This window comes from Bacillus sp. FSL P4-0290 (assembly GCF_037975435.1).
GTDB classification, from domain to species: domain Bacteria; phylum Bacillota; class Bacilli; order Bacillales; family Bacillaceae; genus Bacillus; species Bacillus subtilis.
Genome location: NZ_CP150253.1, coordinates 3,167,878 through 3,190,895, shown reverse-complemented (window position 1 = coordinate 3,190,895; position 23,018 = coordinate 3,167,878). Strand labels below are relative to the sequence as shown.

Annotated in this window: 24 protein-coding genes; 9 read left to right on the top strand and 15 right to left on the bottom strand. The window is 44.3% G+C overall.

Annotated features, from left to right (window positions below; translation table 11 throughout):
- Positions 1–75 precede the first annotated feature (75 nt).
- On the top strand, positions 76–291 hold the full coding sequence (locus tag MKY10_RS16780; RefSeq protein ID WP_015251336.1) for a hypothetical protein: 216 nt from the start codon (positions 76–78) through the stop codon (positions 289–291).
- A gap of 35 nt (positions 292–326) precedes the next feature.
- Here the strand turns inward: MKY10_RS16780 and maeN are convergent, their stop codons facing one another.
- From maeN to maeL, 7 genes are all read right to left on the bottom strand, one after another.
- Positions 327–1,673 (bottom strand): sodium/malate symporter MaeN, encoded by a 1,347-nt coding sequence (gene maeN / locus MKY10_RS16775; RefSeq protein WP_003244241.1) that lies wholly within the window; start codon positions 1,671–1,673, stop codon positions 327–329.
- A gap of 153 nt (positions 1,674–1,826) precedes the next feature.
- Positions 1,827–2,786 carry a guanosine ABC transporter permease NupQ gene (gene nupQ / locus MKY10_RS16770; protein WP_014480697.1) on the bottom strand — a complete coding sequence of 320 codons (960 nt, stop codon included), beginning with the start codon at positions 2,784–2,786 and terminating at the stop codon, positions 1,827–1,829.
- The gene (gene nupP, locus MKY10_RS16765; protein WP_014480696.1) at positions 2,787–3,833 is read right to left on the bottom strand and encodes a guanosine ABC transporter permease NupP; all 1,047 of its coding nucleotides are present in this window, start codon (positions 3,831–3,833) and stop codon (positions 2,787–2,789) included.
- On the bottom strand, positions 3,826–5,358 hold the full coding sequence (gene nupO / locus MKY10_RS16760; RefSeq protein ID WP_014480695.1) for a guanosine ABC transporter ATP-binding protein NupO: 1,533 nt from the start codon (positions 5,356–5,358) through the stop codon (positions 3,826–3,828). The genes nupP and nupO overlap by 8 nt, the downstream gene beginning before the upstream one ends.
- A 75-nt stretch (positions 5,359–5,433) precedes the next feature.
- Positions 5,434–6,513: a guanosine ABC transporter substrate-binding protein NupN gene (nupN, locus tag MKY10_RS16755; RefSeq protein ID WP_069704007.1), complete on the bottom strand. Its 1,080-nt coding sequence runs from the start codon at positions 6,511–6,513 to the stop codon at positions 5,434–5,436.
- A gap of 472 nt (positions 6,514–6,985) precedes the next feature.
- Positions 6,986–7,693, bottom strand: a complete 708-nt coding sequence (gene maeM, locus MKY10_RS16750; RefSeq protein WP_014477821.1) for a two-component system response regulator MaeM — start codon at positions 7,691–7,693, stop codon at positions 6,986–6,988.
- Entirely contained in the window at positions 7,686–9,287 is a 1,602-nt protein-coding gene (gene maeL, locus MKY10_RS16745; RefSeq protein WP_339225956.1) for a two-component system sensor histidine kinase MaeL, read from the bottom strand. Before maeL ends, maeM begins: the two co-directional genes overlap by 8 nt.
- A gap of 177 nt (positions 9,288–9,464) precedes the next feature.
- On the opposite strand from maeL, the gene MKY10_RS16740 reads away from it, so the two are divergent.
- Positions 9,465–10,022, top strand: coding sequence for a YufK family protein (locus MKY10_RS16740; protein WP_003228837.1), 558 nt, complete (start codon positions 9,465–9,467; stop codon positions 10,020–10,022).
- Positions 10,023–10,223: 201 nt separating this feature from the next.
- Here the strand turns inward: MKY10_RS16740 and MKY10_RS16735 are convergent, their stop codons facing one another.
- From MKY10_RS16735 to MKY10_RS16725, 3 genes are all read right to left on the bottom strand, one after another.
- Positions 10,224–10,637 carry a thiol-disulfide oxidoreductase DCC family protein gene (locus MKY10_RS16735; protein ID WP_015384506.1) on the bottom strand — a complete coding sequence of 138 codons (414 nt, stop codon included), beginning with the start codon at positions 10,635–10,637 and terminating at the stop codon, positions 10,224–10,226.
- A 20-nt stretch (positions 10,638–10,657) separates the two neighbouring features.
- A complete protein-coding gene (locus MKY10_RS16730; RefSeq protein WP_080481001.1) occupies positions 10,658–12,532 on the bottom strand; it encodes a transglycosylase domain-containing protein in 1,875 nt (624 codons plus the stop codon).
- Positions 12,533–12,624: 92 nt separating this feature from the next.
- A complete protein-coding gene (locus MKY10_RS16725; RefSeq protein ID WP_015251341.1) occupies positions 12,625–13,803 on the bottom strand; it encodes a multidrug efflux MFS transporter in 1,179 nt (392 codons plus the stop codon).
- Here MKY10_RS16725 and MKY10_RS16720 point away from each other — a divergent pair.
- Entirely contained in the window at positions 13,736–13,939 is a 204-nt protein-coding gene (locus MKY10_RS16720; RefSeq protein WP_003243502.1) for a hypothetical protein, read from the top strand. The two genes, MKY10_RS16725 and MKY10_RS16720, sit on opposite strands and share 68 nt — an antisense overlap.
- A 75-nt stretch (positions 13,940–14,014) precedes the next feature.
- Positions 14,015–14,632, top strand: a complete 618-nt coding sequence (kapD, locus tag MKY10_RS16715; RefSeq protein WP_003228846.1) for a 3'-5' exonuclease KapD — start codon at positions 14,015–14,017, stop codon at positions 14,630–14,632.
- Positions 14,633–14,658: 26 nt separating this feature from the next.
- On the opposite strand, the gene kapB is transcribed toward kapD, so the two are convergent.
- From kapB to patB, 3 genes are all read right to left on the bottom strand, one after another.
- On the bottom strand, positions 14,659–15,045 hold the full coding sequence (gene kapB / locus MKY10_RS16710; RefSeq protein ID WP_048654907.1) for a kinase-associated lipoprotein KapB: 387 nt from the start codon (positions 15,043–15,045) through the stop codon (positions 14,659–14,661).
- A gap of 45 nt (positions 15,046–15,090) precedes the next feature.
- The gene (kinB, locus tag MKY10_RS16705; RefSeq protein WP_003228853.1) at positions 15,091–16,377 is read right to left on the bottom strand and encodes a sporulation sensor histidine kinase KinB; all 1,287 of its coding nucleotides are present in this window, start codon (positions 16,375–16,377) and stop codon (positions 15,091–15,093) included.
- 126 nt (positions 16,378–16,503) lie between these two features.
- Positions 16,504–17,667, bottom strand: a complete 1,164-nt coding sequence (gene patB, locus MKY10_RS16700) for a cystathionine beta-lyase PatB (protein WP_029725858.1) — start codon at positions 17,665–17,667, stop codon at positions 16,504–16,506.
- Positions 17,668–17,753: 86 nt separating this feature from the next.
- Here patB and MKY10_RS16695 point away from each other — a divergent pair, with 86 nt between their 5' ends.
- Positions 17,754–18,014, top strand: a complete 261-nt coding sequence (locus MKY10_RS16695; protein WP_032722422.1) for a YugE family protein — start codon at positions 17,754–17,756, stop codon at positions 18,012–18,014.
- A gap of 25 nt (positions 18,015–18,039) precedes the next feature.
- On the opposite strand, the gene MKY10_RS16690 is transcribed toward MKY10_RS16695, so the two are convergent.
- Positions 18,040–18,861 (bottom strand): alpha/beta hydrolase, encoded by an 822-nt coding sequence (locus tag MKY10_RS16690; protein ID WP_014480683.1) that lies wholly within the window; start codon positions 18,859–18,861, stop codon positions 18,040–18,042.
- A 147-nt stretch (positions 18,862–19,008) separates the two neighbouring features.
- On the opposite strand from MKY10_RS16690, the gene MKY10_RS16685 reads away from it, so the two are divergent.
- The 3 genes from MKY10_RS16685 to yugI all read left to right on the top strand — a co-directional run bounded on the left by MKY10_RS16685 (position 19,009) and on the right by yugI (position 21,263).
- The gene (locus MKY10_RS16685; protein WP_009968070.1) at positions 19,009–19,509 is read left to right on the top strand and encodes an Lrp/AsnC family transcriptional regulator; all 501 of its coding nucleotides are present in this window, start codon (positions 19,009–19,011) and stop codon (positions 19,507–19,509) included.
- The gene (locus MKY10_RS16680; RefSeq protein WP_015251346.1) at positions 19,510–20,670 is read left to right on the top strand and encodes an aminotransferase; all 1,161 of its coding nucleotides are present in this window, start codon (positions 19,510–19,512) and stop codon (positions 20,668–20,670) included.
- A 200-nt stretch (positions 20,671–20,870) separates the two neighbouring features.
- The gene (gene yugI / locus MKY10_RS16675; protein ID WP_003228864.1) at positions 20,871–21,263 is read left to right on the top strand and encodes a S1 domain-containing post-transcriptional regulator GSP13; all 393 of its coding nucleotides are present in this window, start codon (positions 20,871–20,873) and stop codon (positions 21,261–21,263) included.
- Positions 21,264–21,341: 78 nt separating this feature from the next.
- Here the strand turns inward: yugI and MKY10_RS16670 are convergent, their stop codons facing one another.
- Positions 21,342–21,578, bottom strand: coding sequence for a DUF378 domain-containing protein (locus MKY10_RS16670; protein WP_003220771.1), 237 nt, complete (start codon positions 21,576–21,578; stop codon positions 21,342–21,344).
- A 229-nt stretch (positions 21,579–21,807) separates the two neighbouring features.
- Here MKY10_RS16670 and MKY10_RS16665 point away from each other — a divergent pair, with 229 nt between their 5' ends.
- On the top strand, positions 21,808–22,971 hold the full coding sequence (locus tag MKY10_RS16665) for an iron-containing alcohol dehydrogenase (protein WP_003228869.1): 1,164 nt from the start codon (positions 21,808–21,810) through the stop codon (positions 22,969–22,971).
- Positions 22,972–23,018 lie beyond the last annotated feature (47 nt).

Genomic DNA, 23,018 nt, shown 5'->3' with positions numbered 1-23,018 from the left:
TAAGTCTAACAAAAAAGAGGTTATTTGTATATTTAAAATCAATCCTGATCAAGCTGAAGGAAAGGAGCTGGTCATGTGAAAAGAAAAGTCGTGATGTGCTCAGGTTTATTCTGCTCAGTATTTGCAGGGGCATTCATGTTGAATCAATATGACGGGCGCAGCGGTGTGGCGGCTAGTGATGAGTGGGAGCTGTATTTACTGGAGCACCATCTGTCAGCCAGAATGAGTGAGATGGAATCAAAGGATCTGCCGTTTGGTCCCCGAGAGTATATTCGGATTGTGAATAAATAAAAAAAGAGTTCCGCATAAAACGGAACTCTTTCTGTTTATGAAGTGAAAAAACGAAGCAGCACTGTCGCGCAAATAACTGTGCCTGCACCGCCGAGACGGGTTGAAATTTGGGCAAACGGCATAAGGCCCATTCTTCCTGATGCCGATAAAATGGCAACATCACCCGTTCCGCCGAGGCCGCTGTGGCAGCAGGTAACGATTGCGGATTCAACCGGATACATGTTCATAAGCTTGCCTACGAAATATCCAGAACCAATCATCGCGATAACAACTGAAATACAGATGATGACAAACGGTATAGAAATCACAGACGCTACGTCATCCAACGGAATAAAGAGGATGCCGAGACCGACCATCAGCGGCCATGTAAAGCTTGAAGAAATAAACTTATAAAGCTGGTAAGCGCCTTCTTCCATTTTTTTCGGAAGAATATTTGCATACTTGACAGCCGCAGCTGAAATAATCATTAAGATCGCGCCCGGGATGAAGATGAATTTCTCCAATAACCCGCCAAAAATAAAGAATGTACACGCGAGCAGAACTCCTGCTCCCATTAATTTGAAATCAATTTTTGCTTCGGCTTCTTTTTGATTGAAAATCTCATTTGCTTTTTTAGATTTTACGAGACGTCCGTTCCCGTTTAGATCTGGACGCTTATCGCCAAGCTTTTTCATTAAGGCTGCACATATGATAGCAAAAACATTTCCTATAATTGCTGCTGGAACCAGCTGAGACACAAATACATCAGCAGATGAGCCCAGTATTTGTGAGTAGGCGATTGAAAGCGGCAAAATTCCTTCGCCTATTCCCCCGGCAATAATCGGGACAACAACAAAGAAAAAGGAATCATAGGCACTATAGCCAAAAATAAATCCGACAAGGATGCCGGCTGCAACGGCCGCGATCGTTCCTGCAACCAGTGGAACGAACATTCTGATAAACCCCTGTATTAAAACAATTCTGTTCATACCGAGGATACTTCCCACAACAAGGCAAGCGATATAGAAATAAAGGAAGTTAGACGTTTTCATCAAGTTGGTTACAGCGTCTAAAGATGTTGAATTCAGTACATTGTAAAAGACTAAAAATGAAGGAACAAACAAAGATAAAATAGCAGGGCCGCCAATATCCTTCAATATCGGTATGCGTTGGCCTATGTCTCCGAGAAACACACCAAGAATCATAATGATGGCAAACCCGCCAAGCATATTTGCCGGCAGCTCATTGTAATAGGCTGCAAGAATAATAATAACAGCTAATACTGTGTATAATGGCAAAGGAATCACACCGATTTCCCAAGACCAAATTTTTTGAAACAGGTTTTTCTCCTGTGAGTCTTTTTGCTCAGGTGAAATTGTCCCCGTTTTTGGAATTGCTCCCATGTCATACACCCCCATGTATTGTTTGTTACAGTCTACAAGAAAGCGTTAACACTTCATATTTTTTTAAGTTAAAAAACTAATAAACAATTAAATTAAGAGGGTCTTTTGAATTAGAAAAAAACCCCTGAGAATCGTCTTCCCAGGGGAGAATGTTTATCTTTTTCCTTTAATATAAGGCACGCCATTGGCTTTTGGCGCATCTGCCCGCCCGATAAAGCCGGTTAAAGCGAGAATCGTTAAGACATAAGGAGCCATCAGCATATACACATTTGGTATGTCTTTAAAAAGAGGGAGCAGCGATCCAATGATGCTTAAGCTTTGGGCGAATCCGAAAAACAGGGCGGCCCCCAGTGCTCCGATCGGATGCCATTTTCCGAATACAAGCGCTGCCAGGGCGATAAAGCCTTGCCCGGAGATGGTAGAGTGCGTGAAATCAAGCGCAATTGTGGAGGCATATACGCCGCCGCCGAGACCGCCGAACAATCCGCTGATCATCACACCGATGTAGCGCATTTTATATACGTTGATTCCCATCGTATCGGCCGCCATCGGATGCTCTCCGACAGAACGGATACGAAGGCCGAACGGCGTTTTGAACAAGATAAACCAGGAAATAAAGGCAAGTGCTATTGCAAGAATAGACGTATAATAGACATCCGAAAAGAAGATCTTTCCCAAGACGGGAATATCGCCCAAACCGGGGATTTTCGTCTTATAAAAAGGCTCTGGAATTTTGTCTGTCTGCGCTTTGCCGTAGATCAGTTTGACGATAAATAAAGTTGCCCCAAGCGCCAGCATGTTAATGGCGACACCGCTGACTGTCTGGTCGGCGCGAAACGAAATCGCCGCTGCCGCGTGAATCAGTGAAAACAGGGCGCCTGCTGCCATGGCGGCAAGGAGCGAAAGCCAAGGTGCGGCGGCACCTAATTCCGGACCAAAAAATAAATTAAATAACACGCTGGTGAACGCCCCGATAATCATGAGGCCTTCTAGGCCGATATTCACCACACCTGATCTCTCGGAAAACACGCCGCCGAGAGCAGTTAAAATAAGCGGGGCCGCATAGACGAGTGTTGCAGGGACAATGATAGATAAAATCTGCACAATGTCCACTTAGTTCGCCCCCTTTTTCTTCAATTTGCCCATGACGAAACGAATCGCATAGCTTGAAGCCACAAACAGAATAATAATAGCAATCACAATATCAACGACCTCTGATGGAACGCCTGATTCAATCGGCATATTTAATGCGCCGATTTTCAGCCCGCCAAGCAGGCATGCTGCCAGTATAACCCCGATGGCTGTGTTTCCCCCGAGAAGAGCGACAGCGATACCGTCAAAGCCTACGCCGGTAAATGCGCCTTTCACTGCTGCGTATTCGAATGTTCCTAGCCCCTCCATGGCTCCGGCAAGGCCTGCAAAAGCGCCGGAGATAAGCATGGAGGTCATGATATTCTTCCGCACGCTCATGCCGGCATACTGGGAAGCGTGCTGGTTAAACCCGACCGCCCGGAGCTCAAATCCTTTTGTAGTTTTGTTGATGATAAACCACATGATAACTGCTGCGAGAAGGGCAACGATGATTCCCAAATGCAGCCGTGAGTAATCGGTGATCTGTTCAAGAAAAGGAGAGCGGAGGGAGGCGGATTCGTGAATTTTCCCCGTCTTGTCCTGATGATCTGTCAAGACGTTTGAAATGATGTAATTGGTCATGTGCAGCGCGATATAATTCATCATAATGGTGACAATGACTTCATGAACGTAAAATCGCGCTTTCAAAATGCCGGGAATAAACCCCCATAATCCTCCTGCAGCTGCCGCTGTAATCAATGCGAGCGGCAAGTGAATATATGCCGGTCCGTCAAACGCCGTACCGACCCAAACCGCTGCTGTCCAGCCGACGAGCAGCTGTCCCTCGACGCCGATATTAAAGAGTCCGGTTCGGAATGCAAAGGCGACAGCCAATCCGGATAAAATATAAGGCGTAATTTGCCGGATTGTTTCTCCGACATAATAGATTTCTCCGAATATCCCATTCCACAAAGCCGAATATCCGCTAGCCACACTGTAGCCGCTCACAAGCATAATCAACGCGCCGGCCGCAAGACCAAGTATGATTGCGATGAGCGGCACGAGTAAATGAGAGAGTCGTTTAACCATTTGCTTTCCCCGCTTCCTTTTGCGTGCTTCCTGCCATCAAGAGACCAAGCTCCTGTTCAGTGGTTTCCTGCGGATTAACGCTGGCGATAATGCGTCCTTCAAAAATAACGGCGATTCTGTCACTGAGATTCATAATTTCTTCAAGCTCAAACGAGAGGAGAAGAACGGCTTTCCCGGCATCACGCTGCTCAATGAGCTTTTTATGGACAAATTCAATCGCTCCGACATCAAGGCCGCGAGTCGGCTGGGCGGCAATTAATAAATCAGGATTTCGGTCTATTTCCCGCCCGATAATCGCTTTTTGCTGGTTTCCGCCTGACAATGCCCGAGCGTGTGTATATTCATCCGGCGTTCTGACGTCGTACTCGCTGATCAGGCTGCGTGCTTTTTTGTACATTTCGCCTTTATGTAAAACGCCCAATGCTGAATACGGCTTTTTGTAATAGCTTTGCAGCAGGATATTCTCTCCGATTGGAAAATCAAGGACGAGACCGTGTTTATGGCGATCCTGAGGAATATGCCCGATCCCGGATTCAGTGATTTTTCTTGGCGTCAGGTTTTGGATCTGTTTTCCGTTTAAGGTGATTGTTCCTGAATCTGTTTTGCGGAGTCCTGTCACCGCTTCGATCAGCTCTGATTGCCCGTTTCCGTCGACGCCTGCTAAGCCGACTATTTCTCCCGCTTTGACAGAAAGAGACAAATCTCTGACTGTCTCTATTCCGCGGGTATCCTTTACAGTTATGCCGTCAATCGCAAGCACTTCCGCTCCCGGCTGAGCAGCTCTCTTTTCAGTTTTGAACGATACCTCGCGGCCGACCATTAGACTGGCGAGTTCGTCTTGGTTTGTATCACGGACATCAAGGGTTTTGATGCCTTTTCCTTTACGGATAACCGTAACGCGGTCACAAATCTCCATAATCTCTTTCAGCTTATGGGTGATTAAGATGATGGACTTCCCTTCTTTGACCAGGTTCTTCATAATTTGCATCAGTTCCTTAATTTCATGAGGCGTCAAAACAGCCGTCGGTTCATCAAAAATCAGAATGTCGGCACCGCGGTAGAGGGTTTTTAATATTTCTGCGCGCTGCTGCATACCGACTGATATGTCAGCTGCTTTTGCTTCAGGATGGATCTGCAGGCCGTATCGATCGGAAATGTCCTGCACCTCTTGGCCAGCACGCTTCCGGTCAATTCTGCCAAACTTCTTTGGCTCCTTCCCGAGAATAATATTTTCAGCAACTGTAAAGGTGTCAACAAGCATAAAGTGCTGGTGCACCATTCCAATTCCAAGGTCATTCGCTTTGTTCGGGCTGTTGATGTGCACCTTCTCGCCGCGCACCCGAATTTCACCCCGCTCCGGCTGATACAGCCCGAAAAGGACATTCATCAACGTTGATTTCCCCGCTCCGTTTTCACCGAGCAACGCGTGTATTTCGCCTTTTTTGACTTGAAGATTGATATTGTCATTGGCGACGATACCTGGAAACGCCTTGCGGATATTGAGCATTTCAATGACATATTCCATTGATTGACCGCTCCTTTATTTCAAAATAAAAGAAAAACAAGGGATAAGGGCTCGACCTCCTTATCCCTGCGATTCTTATTCAGCTTTGAAGGTTTTCAGCTCTTTCTCAGTTGCCGGGATTTCCAATCCGTCGATGATTTTTTTCTTCCATTTATCGACCGCTTTGATCACATCATCCGATAGATTTTGTTTAGATGGAGAAATGCCGACTCCGTCTTGATCAAGCCCGTAGGTAAGTGTTTCGCCGCCCGGGAACTTTCCGTCACTCGCTTTTTTCGTTACATCTTCAACGACTGTATCTACTTTTTTCACCATGGAAGTGAGGGTGACGTTATCATCTGTTCCTTCTACCTGGCCTTCTGCGTATTGGTCTTTATCGACACCGATGACCCAGACATCGCGTTTTGGATCTTCTTTTTTCAGGTTTTTCGCTTCAGTAAAGACGCCTGTGCCAGTGGCGCCCGCAGAGTGATAAATAACATCTACGCCTGATTTATACATGCTTTCGGCGGTTGCTTTACCGACATCGGCTTTATCGAAACCCCCTGCGTATTTCACTTCTACAACGGCTTTAGGGTTAATTGCTTGCACGCCGGCACGGAAGCCGACCTCGAATTTTTTGATTAACTCTGATTCCATGCCGCCTACAAAGCCGATTTTTCCTGATTTGCTTGATAGGGCTGCGGCCACTCCGACGAGAAATGAGCCTTCCTGCTCTTTAAACGTAATACTTGCGACGTTGTCTTTATCGACAACAGCATCTATAATCGCAAAGTTTGTATTTTTACGCTGGTCAGCAATTTCGCTGATTGAATCCTCCATTAAGTAGCCGACGCCGTAAATTAAGTCAAAATTCTCACGCGCCAATTTATTTAAGTTCGTTGTATAGTCTGCATCAGATTTGGATTGAAGATAGTCGTAACCGTTTTTGCCTTTTTTCAGCCCATTCTCTTTCCCAAAGGCTTGGATGCCTTCCCAGGCTGATTGGTTGAAGGATTTGTCATCCACTCCGCCTACGTCAGTAACCATCGCCACACTGAATTTGTTTTTGCCTTCGCCTGAGCCGCTGCTTTTTTCGCTGTTTCCGCATGCTCCTAATATGGTGCCTGCTGCGATCACAAGTGACATCGCCAATCCGATTTTTCGTTTATTCAAGATATAACCCCCCAGAAAAATTTGGTTCAAAGCTGATCCGGCCAGTCATGTGATGGGCTGTCCTGAACAATTTCTTAGAATCGATAAAATTTTCTGATAATAACAAATGGAATGCGCTGAGACAGTTCTATTCTTCCCTGAATAAGCGTGGTGTGAGTATTTCCTTCGAAAGGCGGGGAAGAGAAGGATGCGGAAGGCGTTCCGGGCGGAAAACCGTGACATCGTTTTCTGAAGTAAGACTTATGACTTAGTTTTTCGGGATCAACTTACCAATCATAATTTATCATTTAACTAATAAGAAATAAATAGAATTTCGCATAATTTTTTAAAAAGTATCTATTTTTAGAATTGTTTGCTTAAAAATGTGAAAGGCCCTTTGTTATTCTTGTATAACTTATCAACAATAGAATCAAGCATCTTGGCAAGAGATATGACAGAAAAACGCACTGCTCAAAGCAAGCAGTGCGTTTTCTTATAGATATTGCTTTATTCCGTTAAGGTTACTGTTGTTGACGTTGTACTGAAACACAGGTCTTCCGATCGTTCCGTACGCCATTTCTACATTCAGAACCTGTATATCTTCAAGAAACTTTAAGTATTTTCGTATGGATACTTGAGAGATTTCTGTGTGCTTTGCCAAGTCTTCTGTCGTAAAAGATTCATTTTCAAATGACTGGATACTGGACCAGATCAGCTTCAGCGTGCTTTTTGTCAGGCCTTTAGGAAGCTGCACTTTTTCTGTTGCTTCTTTCTTTTGAAAAAGCTCGGCGTCCAGTTCTTTTTGGCTCATGTTGCGATGGGTTGAATACACCTTTTGTTTTCGTCTGTAATCAGACAGAGCCGTTTGGAAACGTTCAAATTCAAACGGTTTGATTAAATAATCAACAGCTCCGTACCGAAGTGTTTTCTTGATTACGTCAAGCTCGCTGGCCGCTGAGATGACAATCACGTCAACCGCTTCATTTTGGGCTCTCAATTCCGTCAGCAGTTCCAGCCCGTTTTTTCCCGGCATATAAATATCAAGCAAAATGAGGTCGATATGGTGCTCGCCTAAAATATGCAGAGCGCTTTGAAAGGAAGAAGCGATGCCTTTCAGCTGAAAGCCATCTATTTGGCTTAAGTATCGTTTATTTAATTCACCCACCATGGGGTCATCTTCAACTATTAGTACATTAATCATGATTTTCCTCCTTCGGTTCGTACGGGATGCGAATACTGAATGTCGTTCCTTCATTCTTTTCGCTTGTGAGGATCATTTGGCCTTTTAAATTTTCGATGCTTTGCTGTGTGAAATAAAGGCCGAATCCCCGGTTTTTGCCCTTTGTTGAATAGCCTTGTTCAAATACTTTGGCTTGGTCTTCTTCAGACATGCCTGCTCCAGTATCGGTAATTTCAATATCAAGTATGCTGTTATGGAAGCGCATGGACATGGTGATTTGTTTTTTCGGCATATCGGCAACGGCGTCTAAGCCATTGTTGATGAGATTTCCGATGATTGTAATAAGTTCATGGATGACAGAAGGGTCTGCCGCGTTCGGGATGACACCGTTGCATTCAATATCAAGATTTGCGCCCTGCTCACGTATAAAGCTTTGCTTTCCGAGCAGAAAACCGGCCAGTACGGAGCTTTTGACATCATTTATAATTTCACTTGTTTCTGATTTTTGCTGTATGGCTATATCTTTAATATAATCTCCAAGATCATCATACTCTTTCAGCTGGACGAGACCTAATATCACATGCAGTTTGTTCATAAATTCATGAGACTGCGCTCTCAGTGCGTTTGCATACATTTTAACACCGGAAAGCTGTTCAGCTAAATGTTTTACCTCGGTCTTGTCGCGGAATGTTGCAATCGCTCCGACAGTTTGTCCTTTCAGCTGGATAGGAACTTCATTAAACACAAGCTCCAGCCCGTTAATGCGGACGTCTCTGTCTTGAAGAGGTTTTTTTGTCTCAATGACCTTTTTCAAGCGGCTTTTCGGCAAGATTTCATCTACATCCTGATCAATGGGATTTGTGTTGATGCCCATTTTGACGAATAGGCGTTTTGCTTCCGCGTTGGCAAGTTTAATTTTGCCATGTTCATCGACAGCGAGTATTCCTTCCTTCGTCGATTCCAGCATCGCGCTCCGTTCTTCAAGCAGAGTCGCAATTTCATAAGGTTCAAGTCCGTACATGATATTTTTCACTGTACGGGCGACGATAACGGCTCCGATCACACCGACGAAGATGCTGACGCAAATAATAAAGTAAAGCGGCCGTAAGCTATGGCTGATCACTTCATCAATTTCATTTACGGTGATGCCGACCGCGACTGCACCGACCTGTTTTCCATTCTCTGCGTAGACAGGGACGAACGCTCTCTGCGATTTCCCGAGCGTGCCAGAGGCTGTGCTGATATGGACATGCCCTTTTAATACCTCGGACTCATCACCGCCCCTGAATTTTTTTCCGATTTTGCTCGGGTCAGGATGAGTTTTGCGGATACCGTTCATATCCATGACGACAACAAATTCCGTGCCGGTAATTTTCTGAACCCGCTTTGTGTAGCTCTGCAGTTCCTTTTGTTTTTTTCCGCTTTCTAAAGCAGCGGCTGTCATCGGCGCTTCAGCTACCATTTCAGCAGTCTGCAGCGCAGTGGCCTTTTCCTGATCTCTAATTCGTTTGGTGGTTTGGGCACCGACTGTAAAAAACGTAATGAGCAATGCGATTAATACAACGATACAAACAAATATGGTGAGTCTGGTTTGCAGTTTTAATGTTTTTTTCATATAAAACTTCCTTACGTTTTATGATTCCTGCGTACTACTTTACTCTCAAAATGCTGCTTTGTGAAGATTTGGGACCGTAATTCGTAAAAAGGAGAAAAAATGGAATAATTTATCTTGTCAATGTGTTTTAAGTCCTCCATAATAAATGAGGTAGATTATAGAAAGGGACTTTTTTATATGAAAAATACTTATTTGACAGGATATTTTCCGCTGATTGCGATCCTGCTTTTTAGTTCGTCCTTATCCATCTCAACTTCACTTTATGCGTTGAAGATGCTGTCTTCATTTGGAATGTATGATGGAATGCTCGATTATTTTTCAGAGAAAGGAATCAGGCTTGCGTTATTTGCTGCCTTTGCACTTTTATATTTTATGGTTCTGTCCGCTCTGAAATTAATTGCAAATACCGTGACCGAGCTGTCATTGCTGTTTTTTGCTAATGATCCGGAAGGGAACAACCTGAAAAAACTCAGAATGGGTTCCATGATTTATTTGGGCGGCGGGATTTTATCCTTTGTGCTTTTGCAAAATGTCATTTGGATTGTGATCTGGTTTGCGGTCGTCACGCTCGCTTACTTTGTGTTTACCGTGTACCGGATTTATTCGACGCTTTCTCTCATGTCATTAGTCGGATTCATTCTATTGGAACTGCTGTTTTGGTTTACCTTTGTTATCGGTATTCTGTTCATATTTATCAAGCTTTATAATAGCATAATGGCTAGCTTACCTGTGTAAGCTAGCCATTTCAGCGTTTGGTGGTCAGATTTGCGCTTCGTGCTCTGTACGCAATGAAACGGCGGTAGATTCTCAGGTTTCCGCCGTTTCACAACTTCAAAAGTTTTCAATCACGCTGAATAGATGACAAAATCCTAAAACGAAGCCGTTTTAGGATTTTGTCAACAATCTGTGATGGCTAGCGTCCTAGCCATTTTTTATTTACGGTAAAAATCTTTTTTTAATAGAAGGGGAGGGGAGCATACATTCATTTTTTTTGCCAAACCACTTATAGCGGTTGTTGGCAATGAAAGAATAGACCATATCTCTGACAGGCTTCGGCACTGCGAAAAAAAGGACGAAGAGCCGCCATGGGCCTCGCAGATGCCTGAAAACCTTAATGGCTGCAGTTGACTTTGTGTACACTTGGCCGTCTTCAATAAAGACAAAGCTGTCAAACCGATCAGTCGGAAGCCCGCTTTTTTTCAGCAGGCTCTGTCCTGTTTCCGACTGCAGCGATGTGAAAGAAATCAATCCGTCCGGATCACGTTTAATGATAAATTGCACGGCGCCATTGCATAAATTGCAGACACCGTCAAACAGCAAAACGCGATTTGGAATTTGTTCTGAAGTCACCCCATATCCCCTCCGATCCTTTAATAAGCAGCTTGCAGCGTTCCTTTCCAGATGGAAAGCTGAGGGCTGATGCTGTGAAGATATTCAACGCTGGTCGGTGTATCCTTTCCGACCCAGACACCCATTGTATACGTATCAGTCAGGCCGACAAACCACATATCGTGATAATCATTTGATGTTCCGGTTTTACCGCCGATGTAAGGCGCATTGAAATATGCTTTTTTCCCTGTTCCGCTTTTCACAACGGAAGACATCAGTTTTTTCAGCTGCATGTTCGTGCGGACGCTGAATATTTGAGTCGCTTTATCATTCCATTTATAAAGTGTTTCTCCTTTAAGGTCTGTCACCTTTGTAATCGCATGGCTCGGCGTATAGCTTCCGCTGTTGCCGAATGTCGTATAAGCCTTTGTCATCTCAAGAGGCGTCATGCCGTTTGTAAATCCGCCAAGCGCCGCCGGAAGAAGATAGTCACTGTCGACAAGTTTGGCAAAATGATACGGCTCAATATAACTGAATGCCTTTTGGATGCCGACGCGGTCGAGCATTCTAATAGCCGGTGTATTATATGAATTTTTAAACGCCGTATCAAGCGTCACTGTGCCGTAAGTGCGGTTATTGTAGTTTTGCGGACAGTAGTCTTTGCTGCAAAACTTGCTGGCATCAATGGTGCTGCTTGTTGTCGCGCCGGTCTGTTCAATATAAGGGCCGTAATCAAGAAGCGGCTTAATGGATGAACCCGGCTGCCTGTACGCCTGGTAGGCGCGGTTAAAGTCATATTTTTGATAGTTTTTCCCGCCGGATAGAGCGATGATTTGATGCGTCTGGTGATTAATCACAGCCGCTCCGCCCTGTACGTCCGCATACGGGAGCTTGGAATTCATTTGTGCCACAACTTGATTTTGCATATACGGATCAAGTGCAGTATAAATTTTCACACCGTCTTTCATCAGCGTGCTGACTCTTGCGGACAGCTCGTTTTCGATCTTTTCTTTTTGTTTTCCTGATGCTTTTTGAAGGCGTTTATCAAAGCCTTCTGATTCAGACACCAGCTGAGTGAATTCATCATTGACGTAGGAAACGTAGTCAGGATATTTGTCTTCTCTTTTTTCAACATCCAGTTTGATTTTTTGTTTTACGGCTTTTTTCAGCTCTTTGTCCGTAATGACCCCGGCATCTTTTAGCCCTTTAAGCAAACGTTCTTGACGGCTTTTCGTGTAGTCAAAATGCTTGAGAGGATCATATAATGTAGGGTTATTAGGTATAGCACAGATAAAAGCCATTTCTCCCACTGTGAGAGATTTCAGCGGTTTGCTGAAATAGAATTGAGCCGCTGAACCGACGCCATAAACACCATTGTTAAAATAAATGGTATTTAAGTAAGCTTCAAGAATTTCATTTTTCGTATATTTTTTCTCCAGCTGATAGGAATACGCGAGCTCTGTCAGCTTGCGGCTGAAGGAGCGTTCGTGACTCAAATATAAGTTTCTTGAAAGCTGCTGTGTGATGGTGCTGGCACCCTGGTCAATTTTCTTGTCTTTTACGTTAGAAGCAGTAGCCCGCACCATTCCCATAAAGTCAAAGCCTTTATGCTCGTAAAAATGGCGGTCCTCAGATGTTAAGAAAATCTGTTTGACTTCCTCGGGAATCTTGTTAAATGGAACGAGCACACGGTTTTCGTGGTCGCTGACGATTTCCGAGACAAGGGAGCCGTCCCTGTCATACATGTAGCTGTTCTGAACAAGGCTGATATCTTTCAGATTAATATTTTTATCAAGCACCTGATCCAGGGACTTCATTTGTTTTACTTCTTTTCCGGAAGCGATAACTGTAAATGCAAACAATGGGATTATGCAAAGGAGCAAAATCCATCCGATTATTTTTCGTAACATGGTCACTCTCTTTTCTCCTAAATTCTAGCCATATCGTACCATTCTTTTGAGATTACGAGAAGGTTAAATTTAGAAGATTCCTCAGTTTTTTCTCGGAATCAGCTTGCTTTGGCATAAGAATCTTTCCGAAGTTTCTGCATGATCCAAAGCATGCAGGCGCCGGCGAAAAAGAGAAACGCCGTGACGTAAAAGGTGGCCGAAATGGTAAAATGGCTCGATATGATTCCGCCGAGCAGAGGCCCGAGCACGTTTCCTAAAAAGCGAAAGCTGACATTGTAGCCGAGAACTTCACCTTGAATGCTGCCGGGAGCCTGAACGCGGATCGCTGCCGTAATGCATGGCAGCAAACCGCCCATCGCCATTCCGAATAAAAATCTGAAAACAAGGAGCACGCTGAGTGAGGACGCGAGCGCCTGCGGAATAAAAAAGAAAGAGGCGGCGAGCAAAAGTCCGATTAAAATGCGGCGGTGGCCGTAGCGGTCGCCCAGATCACCCCATTTTCTAGCCAGCAGCAAACTTCCGAGCCCCGTTGCTGAAAATGCCATGCCGGAGAAAAAGGCAAGATTGACAGGTCCGTGCAGCTCATTTACATATAAAGCGAGCAGGGGCTGGATACTGAAATTGCCTGTTTGAATCAGCATGGTTAACAGCATCATGACCCACAGCGCCGGATGGTGAAAAATATAGGAGAGCACTTCTTTTCTCGAGTAAGACGTACGTTTGGCTGTTTTCTCTGCAAGAGGCTTTTCTTTGACACCAAATAACACGAGAAGAACAGACGAGAAAATCACAAAGGATGTGATAAAAAAGGTATACGTAAAGCCGAAACGATCAGCAAGCATGCCTCCCAAAAGCGGGCCGAACAAGCTTCCGGACACTTGCCCCATTTGCAGCGTGCCGAGTGTTTTGCCAGCTGAGCTCTTCGGAGTCTGTGCCGAAATCATCGCAAGAGATGTCGGGATGAATCCGGTTACAAGACCCATTGCCATACGCAGAAAAAACAATTGGTACACCGATGTAACAAAGCCCATGAAGAAAATGCTGAGGGCAATGCCTGTTCCGGTTGCCATAAGGATTTTCTTGTATCCGCGTTTGTCTCCGAACCGTCCCCAAAACGGGGATACCAAAAACGCCATGAGAAATGTAATGCCGAACACATAGCCGCTCCACCTTTGCACAAAGCCGTTTGAAAAAGAGCTGAGCGTCTCAATGTATAAGGAGAGAAAAGGAACGATCATCGTTGTGCTAGCGGAGACAAAAAAGTTCGCCAGCCACACAATGACAAAGTTTTTCTTACGGATAGAAATAACATCACCTTCTTATTATTTCGGGTTCCTTACTAATTATAAAGAAACGATTCACAATTTAAAAGAAACGAAGCGGCTGGGAAAATTCATTATTTTTAGAAAATGAAGAAATGTCGAGAAGGGGAATTGATATACTATAAAGATAGCATTTTCTGATCGGAGGAAAGGCAGGTGTAAAAAGGTGACGACAAACAGCTTACTCATTATTGATTTCGAATTTACAATGCCTGATGGAAAGTACAGTCCTCAAAACTTCTTCCCGGAAATCATTGAAGCCGGAATTGTAAAGTCGATTGATGATGAAGTGGTTGAGACGTTTTCTAGCTATGTTAGACCGAAAAAGTTCCCGAAGCTTACGAAACGCTGCAAATCATTTTTAAAAATAACCCAAAAACAGGTAGACGAAGGAATGAGATTCGAGGATTTCATCCGTAAACTAAACGAGCTGGATCCTGAGAAAAACAGCACAATTATTACGTGGGGAAACATGGATATGAAAGTGCTGAAGCAAAACTGTATGTTTAACCATATCCCTTTCCCGTTTAAGGGAGAAATGAGAGATTTATCGCTTGAATACAAAAACTTTTTTGGAGACCGGACATTGACGGGTTTATGGAAAGCTGCCGAAGAGTATGGAGATTCCGGAACCGGCACCCATCATAAAGCGCTTGATGATGCCCTTACAGCATATAAACTTTTTAAGCTTGTTGAGCAGGATAAGCAGTATCTCGAAAAGCCAAAACCGCCCACAATCGGTGAAAGAATCGATTTAACCGAACTGTTGAAGCGCGCGACGTGAAAAACCCAATCTTTTGTCAGACTGGGTTATGGCAGGTTAAAATATTCTTTTTCTAAAATGTCCAGATTATGAAGGGAGCGCTTTGCCCACTCCGAACCATCCTCATTCAATTTGGATCTCAGCTGTGCTGTCGCCTCCCGCAGAGATTCGGTATAATCCGGCACTTCACCGTCATAAGGCTTCACCATATGGTGGGGGATATTGGTCTGTTCACCATGTGCGAGCGCTTTTCTCTCATGAAAAAATGGCACATCCGCCTGTTTTGGATGATGAAGGTCTCCTTGAGCGGGATGGGTAAGAACCGCTTTCACTTTCACTAAATAATGCTGCGGCCTGCAAGCCGTAATTTCTCCTATGTATACACCTGTTTTGTAAAATCCTTTAACGATAGAGCCTGTCTCAAACGTGCTCATCTGTCATCACCTCGCATTTATTCTATTAAAGTTCCAATCGATTTGCTAGTGAGGAAGATCAGCGGGAAGCTTAATGGTCACCGTAGTGCCTTTTTGGAAGCTGCTGTTAAATGAAATGGTCCCGTGATGATGTTCAATAATGGAAAAGGTTACGGTGAGGCCGAGTCCCGTTCCGTTCGTTTTTAAGGAATAATAAGGTTCGCCGAGTTTTTGCATTTGATGGTCTGTCATCCCGACCCCATTGTCTGTGATGTTAATCATGATCGTATGGCCGTTTCTTTTGGCTGATATGTGGATCATCCCCTTCCCGTGAGGAACCGCTTCAATGCTGTTTTTCATCAGGTTGATGACAGCCTGCTTCAGCTTTGTTGCGTCTCCGTATATCAAAAGGTCCGGTTCTGTTTCAGCCTCGACGGTTACTGACTTGTAATTGGCGTACGACACCATAAGGGAGCTTGTCTCTTTGATAAGGGCAGATAGGTCAAAAACCTCTTTTTCGTATAATTGCTGTTTGGCCATATCGAGATAGTTTGTAATAATGCCTTGCGCCCGGTCAAGCTCTGACAGTACAAGCTTTTTGTAATCTGCACTCGACTTGTTTTGTAAGGTTTCATCATTAAAAAGCAGCTGGACAAACCCGCGGACAACTGTCAGCGGATTCCTGACCTCATGAGCGACGCTCGCTGCCAGTTCACTCACAATCGTCATTTTTTCAGAATGGATAAGCTGTGAGCGCAGGGCGATATTTTCGGCGATGCTTTCGATAATATAGATGCTTAATAGAAGAACACTGGAGCGGAAAAGCCCTGAGACTGCCGCCTCGTAAACGAAAATTCCTGATTTTTGAAAATTTAAAATATTCAAGGCGGAAAGAATCCAGCTTGAGGCGAAAAATAGGAAAATCTCCACGCAGCTGATCAATAAAGACAGCAGCAGTTTTTTCGCTTTGGACATGAATGGCCATTTTTTCTGAAATAAGATTGGGATAATGATAAGAAAAGGCAGCAAAGTGAAAACAAACATTGCGGAAGGTTCGTAAAAAAGCAGTTCAAAACATAGGACAGATGCGGCGACTGTAAGTCCGGAAGCGGTACTAATGTAAAATAAACAAATGATAACGGGAATCATCTGAAGGCCGTATTGTATGTAGTCCATTTCATGAATCGGGAAAATAATGCATAAAACGGAGGCGCCGCAGGCGAAGAGCGTGACCAAACCGCTGTTTATTTTTGGCACAAGAATCGCAGGTTTTCCAAGCCAAAACACTTGGTAAAGAAGAATAGGAAACAAAATAAAGCAGATGTGCAGAAGATAGTCTTTTAGAATTTCCATTCGTGTGAAATCCTTTCGTATAAAATATGAATCTATTATAACACTAAATATTAGAAGTAAAATATAAAATTCCTTTATTAAGAACGCCTTTACAAATGAAGACGTAAAGGCGTTTAACAGCTATATTTACGATAATGCGGCTTTGATGCGGCGCAGGCCGTCCTGCAGGGTTGCAAGAGAGCATCCTGCGTTCAGGCGCATAAATCCTTCTCCGCCAGGCCCGTATTTCGTCCCGGGCTCTAAAATAACTTTTCCTTTTTTTAGCATTCTTTGCTGAAGCTCTGCATCGGACAAGCCGTAAGCGCTGAAGTCGAGCCAAATCAAGTATGATGCATCCGGCTTCATCATTTTGACCTTTGGCAGCTCGGTGCTCAAAAAGGCTTCCGCTTCGTTCATGTTTCTCTCAATGTAAGAGATCAATCCATCAAGCCACGGTCCCCCTTTTGAATACGCGGCTTCGATTGCAGTGACGGCAAACGCGTTCAGTCCGCCTAAACCATTGCGCTGAAGGCTTGCGGAAAACTTGGCGCGCTTCAGGCGATCCGGAATAATGATTGCTGAAGCCTGCAATCCGGCGATATTAAATGTTTTGCTTGGAGCAGCACATGTCACAGAAATATCAGCGAAATCGTCAGAGAGCGAAGCGAACGGCGTGTGTATGTGTCCGTACAGCATTAAATCAGAATGGATTTCATCCGATACAACTGTGACGCCATGCTCAAGGCACAATTCGCCTAGCTTCAGTAAGTCTTCCCGGCCCCATGAACGCCCAGAAGGGTTATGAGGATTGCATAAAATAAACAATGTAACACTTGGGTCACTAAGCTTCGTCTCCAAATCTTCAAAATCCATTGCATATGCGCCGTCTTTTTCTAGCAGCGGATTATGTAAAATGTGCCGGCCGTTTTTCTCCACCATATGGTAAAAAGGCGTATAAACTGGAGGCTGAACAACTACTTGATCGCCCGGCTCCGTAAAAGCTTGTACCGCCATGCTCAAAGCCGTTACAACGCCGGGGCTGAATGTGATGCTTTCCGGATTCACCTTCCAGCCGTGCCTGTTTTGCATCCATCCGCACACAGCATCCCTCGTTTTTTGATCTGGAGTTGTATAACCAAAAATACCGTGGTCAAGACGCTCTTTTAAAGCTTCAGTTATCGCTTCTGGCGCGCGAAAATCCATATCCGCCACCCACATCGGGAGTGCGTCTGTCACGCCAAATAATTCGCCTGTTTTGTCCCATTTGACCGATTGGGTGCCAAGGCGTTCTTCTCGTTTATCAAAGTTCATTCTGTTACCCCCTCATGTATGTTTATTCTTCTAAGCTTCACTATGATAAGATAGAACTGCAAATTTTATTATAAGCGGTGATGAATATGGAAGAAAGTCAAGCGGTCAGGGAAATGATTAAGATCATTGCCAAATGGGACCCGTTTAAATATGGAGAAGAGTTTTACGAAACGGAGGCTGTTGATGTCGTGCAGGCAGTCTATGATGAAGACGATCCCGACGTGCTGGCGAAAAGCATTCAGCAAATATTTGAAACTTCTTTTGAACAAACGCTGCCGATCGCCAGCTGCCGGGAAGTGGCTGGCCAGCTTTTATTCATTAAAAACAGCAGCTCCTGCACGCCTTAAAAAAACCGGTTCAGCACCGGTTTTTTTAATTGATAAAATCAGCAATGTGTTCAGAAACAAGTTCAGGCCGTTCTTCAGGCACCAGATGTCCGGTCTGGCCAAGTGAGTACAGCACGGAATTAGGCAAATCTGCGTGCAGCCGTTTACCGATCTCCATTGGGACAATTCGATCCTCCTCGCCCCAAATCAATAGAGCAGGCTTGTTCATTTTCTTCAATTGCTCGGGTTCTAAATCTCCTTCTCTGTGGCGGATAAACCTTGTCATGGCTTTGAAAATCTGCTCGTCCTGAAACGGTCTGCCATAGCCGTCGATCATCTCCTCATCAATCAGCGATTTGTCATGCACCACATTTAATAAATTTTTCATCACGCCTTCTTTCGAGAGCCAGCGTTTGATGTAAAGATGAAAATACGGGATATGGGTCCCGAAAATGATCGTCGGGTGTGAACGTTTTAAATACCCTGAACTGCAAAGCAGCACAACCTTTGAAAAAAGCTCAGGTTTTTGGAGAGCAGCAGACAGCGATATCTGCCCGCCCATAGAATGCCCGACAAGCACAGCCTGTTTCACTTGCAAGTGCTCCAAAATCCCAATGACAAGCTTAGCAAGGTTTTGATAGGTATAGATAAACGTTCTTGATTTTTCAGATTGGCCGAAAGGAGGCAAATCAAGCGCGATGATGTCGTACTTGTCCCGAAGGAGAGGAATTACTTTTCTGAAGCTGAATGCAGATGATAAAAAACCGTGTACGCAGACCAGCGTTTGCCTGCCGGGATTTTGATAATGTTCGTAGTATACATTGACTCCATCGACCGTAAACCGCCTTATTGGTGAAACCGCCTCCATTCTGTGTCACTCCCTTTTTTTGATGGTTGTATTATGCCCTGAAATTGTAAATTCTAGCGGAAGTTTCTCCTCGTTTTTTCTTAGCATTCGTCAAAAAACGTGATATAATGTCATGAGATTTCTTGACATTGCAAAGGTGTGAATCAAATGAAATTGACAGAAAAAGAAACAGAAATATTAGAAATTTTAGACGAAAACAGCCGCGCCGATTTAGAAACAATTGCAAAGATGGCAGGCATCCCTGTAAATGAAGTAAAAACAATTATTGACAAACTGGAGAAAGAAAAGGTTATTATCGATTATTCCGCTATGATTGATTGGCGAAAAGTAGACGGACATGAGGGCGTTACGGCCATGATCGACGTCAAAGTAACGCCGAAGCGGGGCGTCGGTTTCGATGAAGTGGCGGAACGGATTTACCGATTCCAAGAGGTTGAATCAGTTTACCTGATGTCAGGCGTATACGATTTGTCTGTCGTGATTCGCGGCAATTCGATGTCTGACGTAGCGCGTTTTGTTTCGGATAAACTCTCAACGCTTGATTCAGTTGTATCTACGACAACCCATTTTATCCTGAAAAAATACAAGCATGACGGCAAAGTGTTTGAAACAGGAGACGACGACAAAAGAATCGTGGTGTCACCGTAAATGACTTCGTATTTATCAGACTATGTACAACAAATAAAACCATCCGGCATCCGCAAATTCTTTGATTTGGCGGCAACGATGGAAGGCGTCATTTCTTTAGGCGTCGGCGAGCCTGATTTTGTTACCGCGTGGAATGTCCGCGAAGCAAGCATTCTCTCTCTTGAACAAGGATATACGTCATACACGGCCAATGCGGGTTTATACTCATTGCGGGAGGAAATCAGCCGTTATTTGAGCAACAGGTTTGACCTTAGCTACTCGCCAGATAATGAGCTGATTGTGACAGTGGGGGCAAGTCAGGCTTTAGATATTGCGATCCGCGCCATTGTGAATCCAGGTGAGGAAGTCATCATCCCTGAGCCGTGTTTTGTGGCTTACGATGCGCTTGTTTCTTTGGCAGGCGGTATCCCGGTTCACGTTCATACAACGGCAGACAAAGGATTTAAAGCAACGGCTGCTGATTTTGAAGCGGCAGTCACTGAAAAAACAAAGGCCATTCTCATCTGCTCACCATCGAATCCGACAGGTTCGGTTTATTCGAAGGAAGAGCTGAATGAGATTGCTAAGTTTGCCAAAAAACATGATGTCATCGTTTTAGCCGACGAGATCTACGCGGAGCTGACATATGATGAGGAATTTACAAGTATAGCGGCATTACCGGGAATGAAGGAACGGACGGTAGTCATCTCAGGCTTTTCAAAAGCATTTGCAATGACGGGCTGGAGGCTCGGTTTTGCCGCGGCACCATCCTTGCTTCGGGATGCCATGCTTAAAATTCATCAATATGCGATGATGTGTGCGCCCGCAATGGCGCAGTTTGCCGCCCTTGAAGGCCTGAAGAACGGCATGGAAGACGTAGAAAAAATGAAAAAAAGCTATCGAAGAAGACGGAATCTGTTTGTAGAATCGCTCAATGAAATCGGTCTCAGCTGTCATCATCCGGGCGGCGCTTTCTATGCTTTTCCATCTATTAAAAGCACGGGAATGAGTTCAGAACAGTTTGCCGAGGAGCTTCTTACGCAGGAAAAAGTGGCAGTTGTTCCTGGAAGTGTGTTTGGTCCGAGCGGTGAGGGATATATCCGTTGTTCATACGCAACCTCGATTGAACAGCTTCAAGAAGCGTTAGTCAGAATGAAACGCTTCCTGCAAAAAACAACATAAAAAAAGATACGAACCTTTTGTTCGCATCCAATAAAAGGGGGGAATACTAGAAAGCCTTTGGTATTTTCAGTTTACCCCCTTTTTGCTGTGCATAAACCTGATTTTTTATAAAAAGTTTTCTTTGCGGAAATAAGACATGTGTGATATAATTTTAAATTGCGTATAAACAGATATTTAATTTAACTTAGGAGTTGTTATGAATGGCAGCAAAATTTGAAGTGGGCAGTGTTTACACTGGTAAAGTTACAGGATTACAAGCGTATGGTGCGTTTGTTGCATTAGATGAAGAAACTCAAGGTTTAGTACACATTTCTGAAGTGACTCACGGTTTCGTAAAAGATATCAACGAGCACCTTTCAGTTGGCGACGAAGTACAAGTAAAAGTACTTGCTGTTGATGAAGAAAAAGGCAAAATCAGCCTTTCAATTCGTGCGACACAAGCTGCGCCTGAGAAAAAAGAAAGCAAACCAAGAAAACCTAAAGCTGCTCAAGTAAGCGAAGAAGCTTCTACACCACAAGGTTTCAACACATTAAAAGATAAGCTTGAAGAGTGGATCGAAATGTCCAACCGCAAAGACCTTATCAAAAAATAAGCATGAAAAAAAGCACCGGACAGGAATGTTCGGTGCTTTTGATTTCATGCAAAATCCTATTTCAGCGTGATTGATATCCTATCGCATTTCAGGATTTGCTGCTTCTTCACGTGATCTTTCCTCGTTTGGCTTAAATAGCAGACCGAGGTTGATTAAGCCGGCGATTCCGACAAGTCCGTAAATGATTCGGGAAAGAGCTGACCCTTGGCCGCCGAAGATAGCCGCTACTAAGTCAAATTGGAAAAATCCGATCAGTCCCCAGTTAATGGCGCCAATGATGGTTAATACAAGACAAATTCTTTGAATGGTACTCATGTTTTGCAACCTCCTCCATGAATTATTAAAACAGTTATAGATTGTGACATATTGGAGAATCTATACATGCATTCTCCATATGAGGGAAGCTGGCCTGCCCTCGCTTATATCAGCTTCTTTCCCAGCATCTTGCAAAATAAAACCATCTGGTATGCTGATCGGTGAGAGCTGATTGCTTTACATGTGGTGAGGACATTCTGCATAATAAAAAATCTAAGGAGGAGATGTCATGCAAAACTTTACATACTGGAATCCGACCAAATTAATTTTCGGGCGCGGCGAAGTGGAAAGACTTCCGGAGGAACTCAAACCTTACGGAAAAAACGTATTGCTTGTGTACGGAGGCGGCAGCATTAAACGCAGCGGCCTGTATGATCAAGTGATTGAACAGCTGAATAAAGCCGGAGCGACCGTGCATGAATTAGCAGGTGTGGAACCGAATCCTCGTGTGTCGACTGTTAATAAAGGTGTTGCCATCTGTAAAGAACAAAACATTGATTTCTTGCTGGCTGTCGGAGGCGGAAGCGTAATCGACTGTACAAAAGCGATTGCCGCAGGAGCAAAGTATGATGGTGATGCGTGGGATATCGTTACGAAAAAGCATCAGCCAAAAGATGCTTTGCCATTCGGAACGGTATTGACTCTCGCTGCGACTGGTTCAGAAATGAACTCAGGATCTGTTATTACAAACTGGGAAACAAAAGAAAAATACGGCTGGGGCAGCCCGCTCGTATTCCCTAAATTCTCGATTCTTGATCCGGTGAATACATTCACCGTACCTAAAAACCACACGATCTACGGGATGGTTGACATGATGAGCCACGTATTCGAACAATACTTCCATCATGTATCAAACACGCCGTATCAGGACCGCATGTGTGAATCACTTCTGCGTACAGTCATTGAAACAGCGCCTAAGCTGATTAATGATCTCGAAAATTACGAATTGCGTGAGACGATCCTGTACACAGGAACAATCGCATTAAACGGCATGCTTTCTATGGGGGCAAGAGGGGATTGGGCTACTCATAATATTGAACATGCAGTATCAGCCGTTTATGATATTCCGCATGCCGGCGGACTGGCAATTTTGTTCCCGAACTGGATGAGACACACATTGTCTGAAAACCCTGCCCGCATGAAACAGCTTGCAGTTCGCGTGTTTGATGTTGAAGAAGCAGGTAAAACGGATGAAGAAATTGCCCTTGAAGGTATCGATAAGCTGTCCGCATTCTGGACAAGCCTTGGCGCTCCGAACCGTCTTGCTGATTATGATATTAATGATGAGCAGCTTGACACAATTGCTGACAAGGCAATGGCTAACGGTACATTCGGCCAATTTAAATCACTCAACAAAGAAGATGTGCTGTCAATTTTGAAAGCATCACTATAAAAAAGGGGAAATAGCCGTTTGGCTGCTTCCCTTTTTCTTTTTGTCAA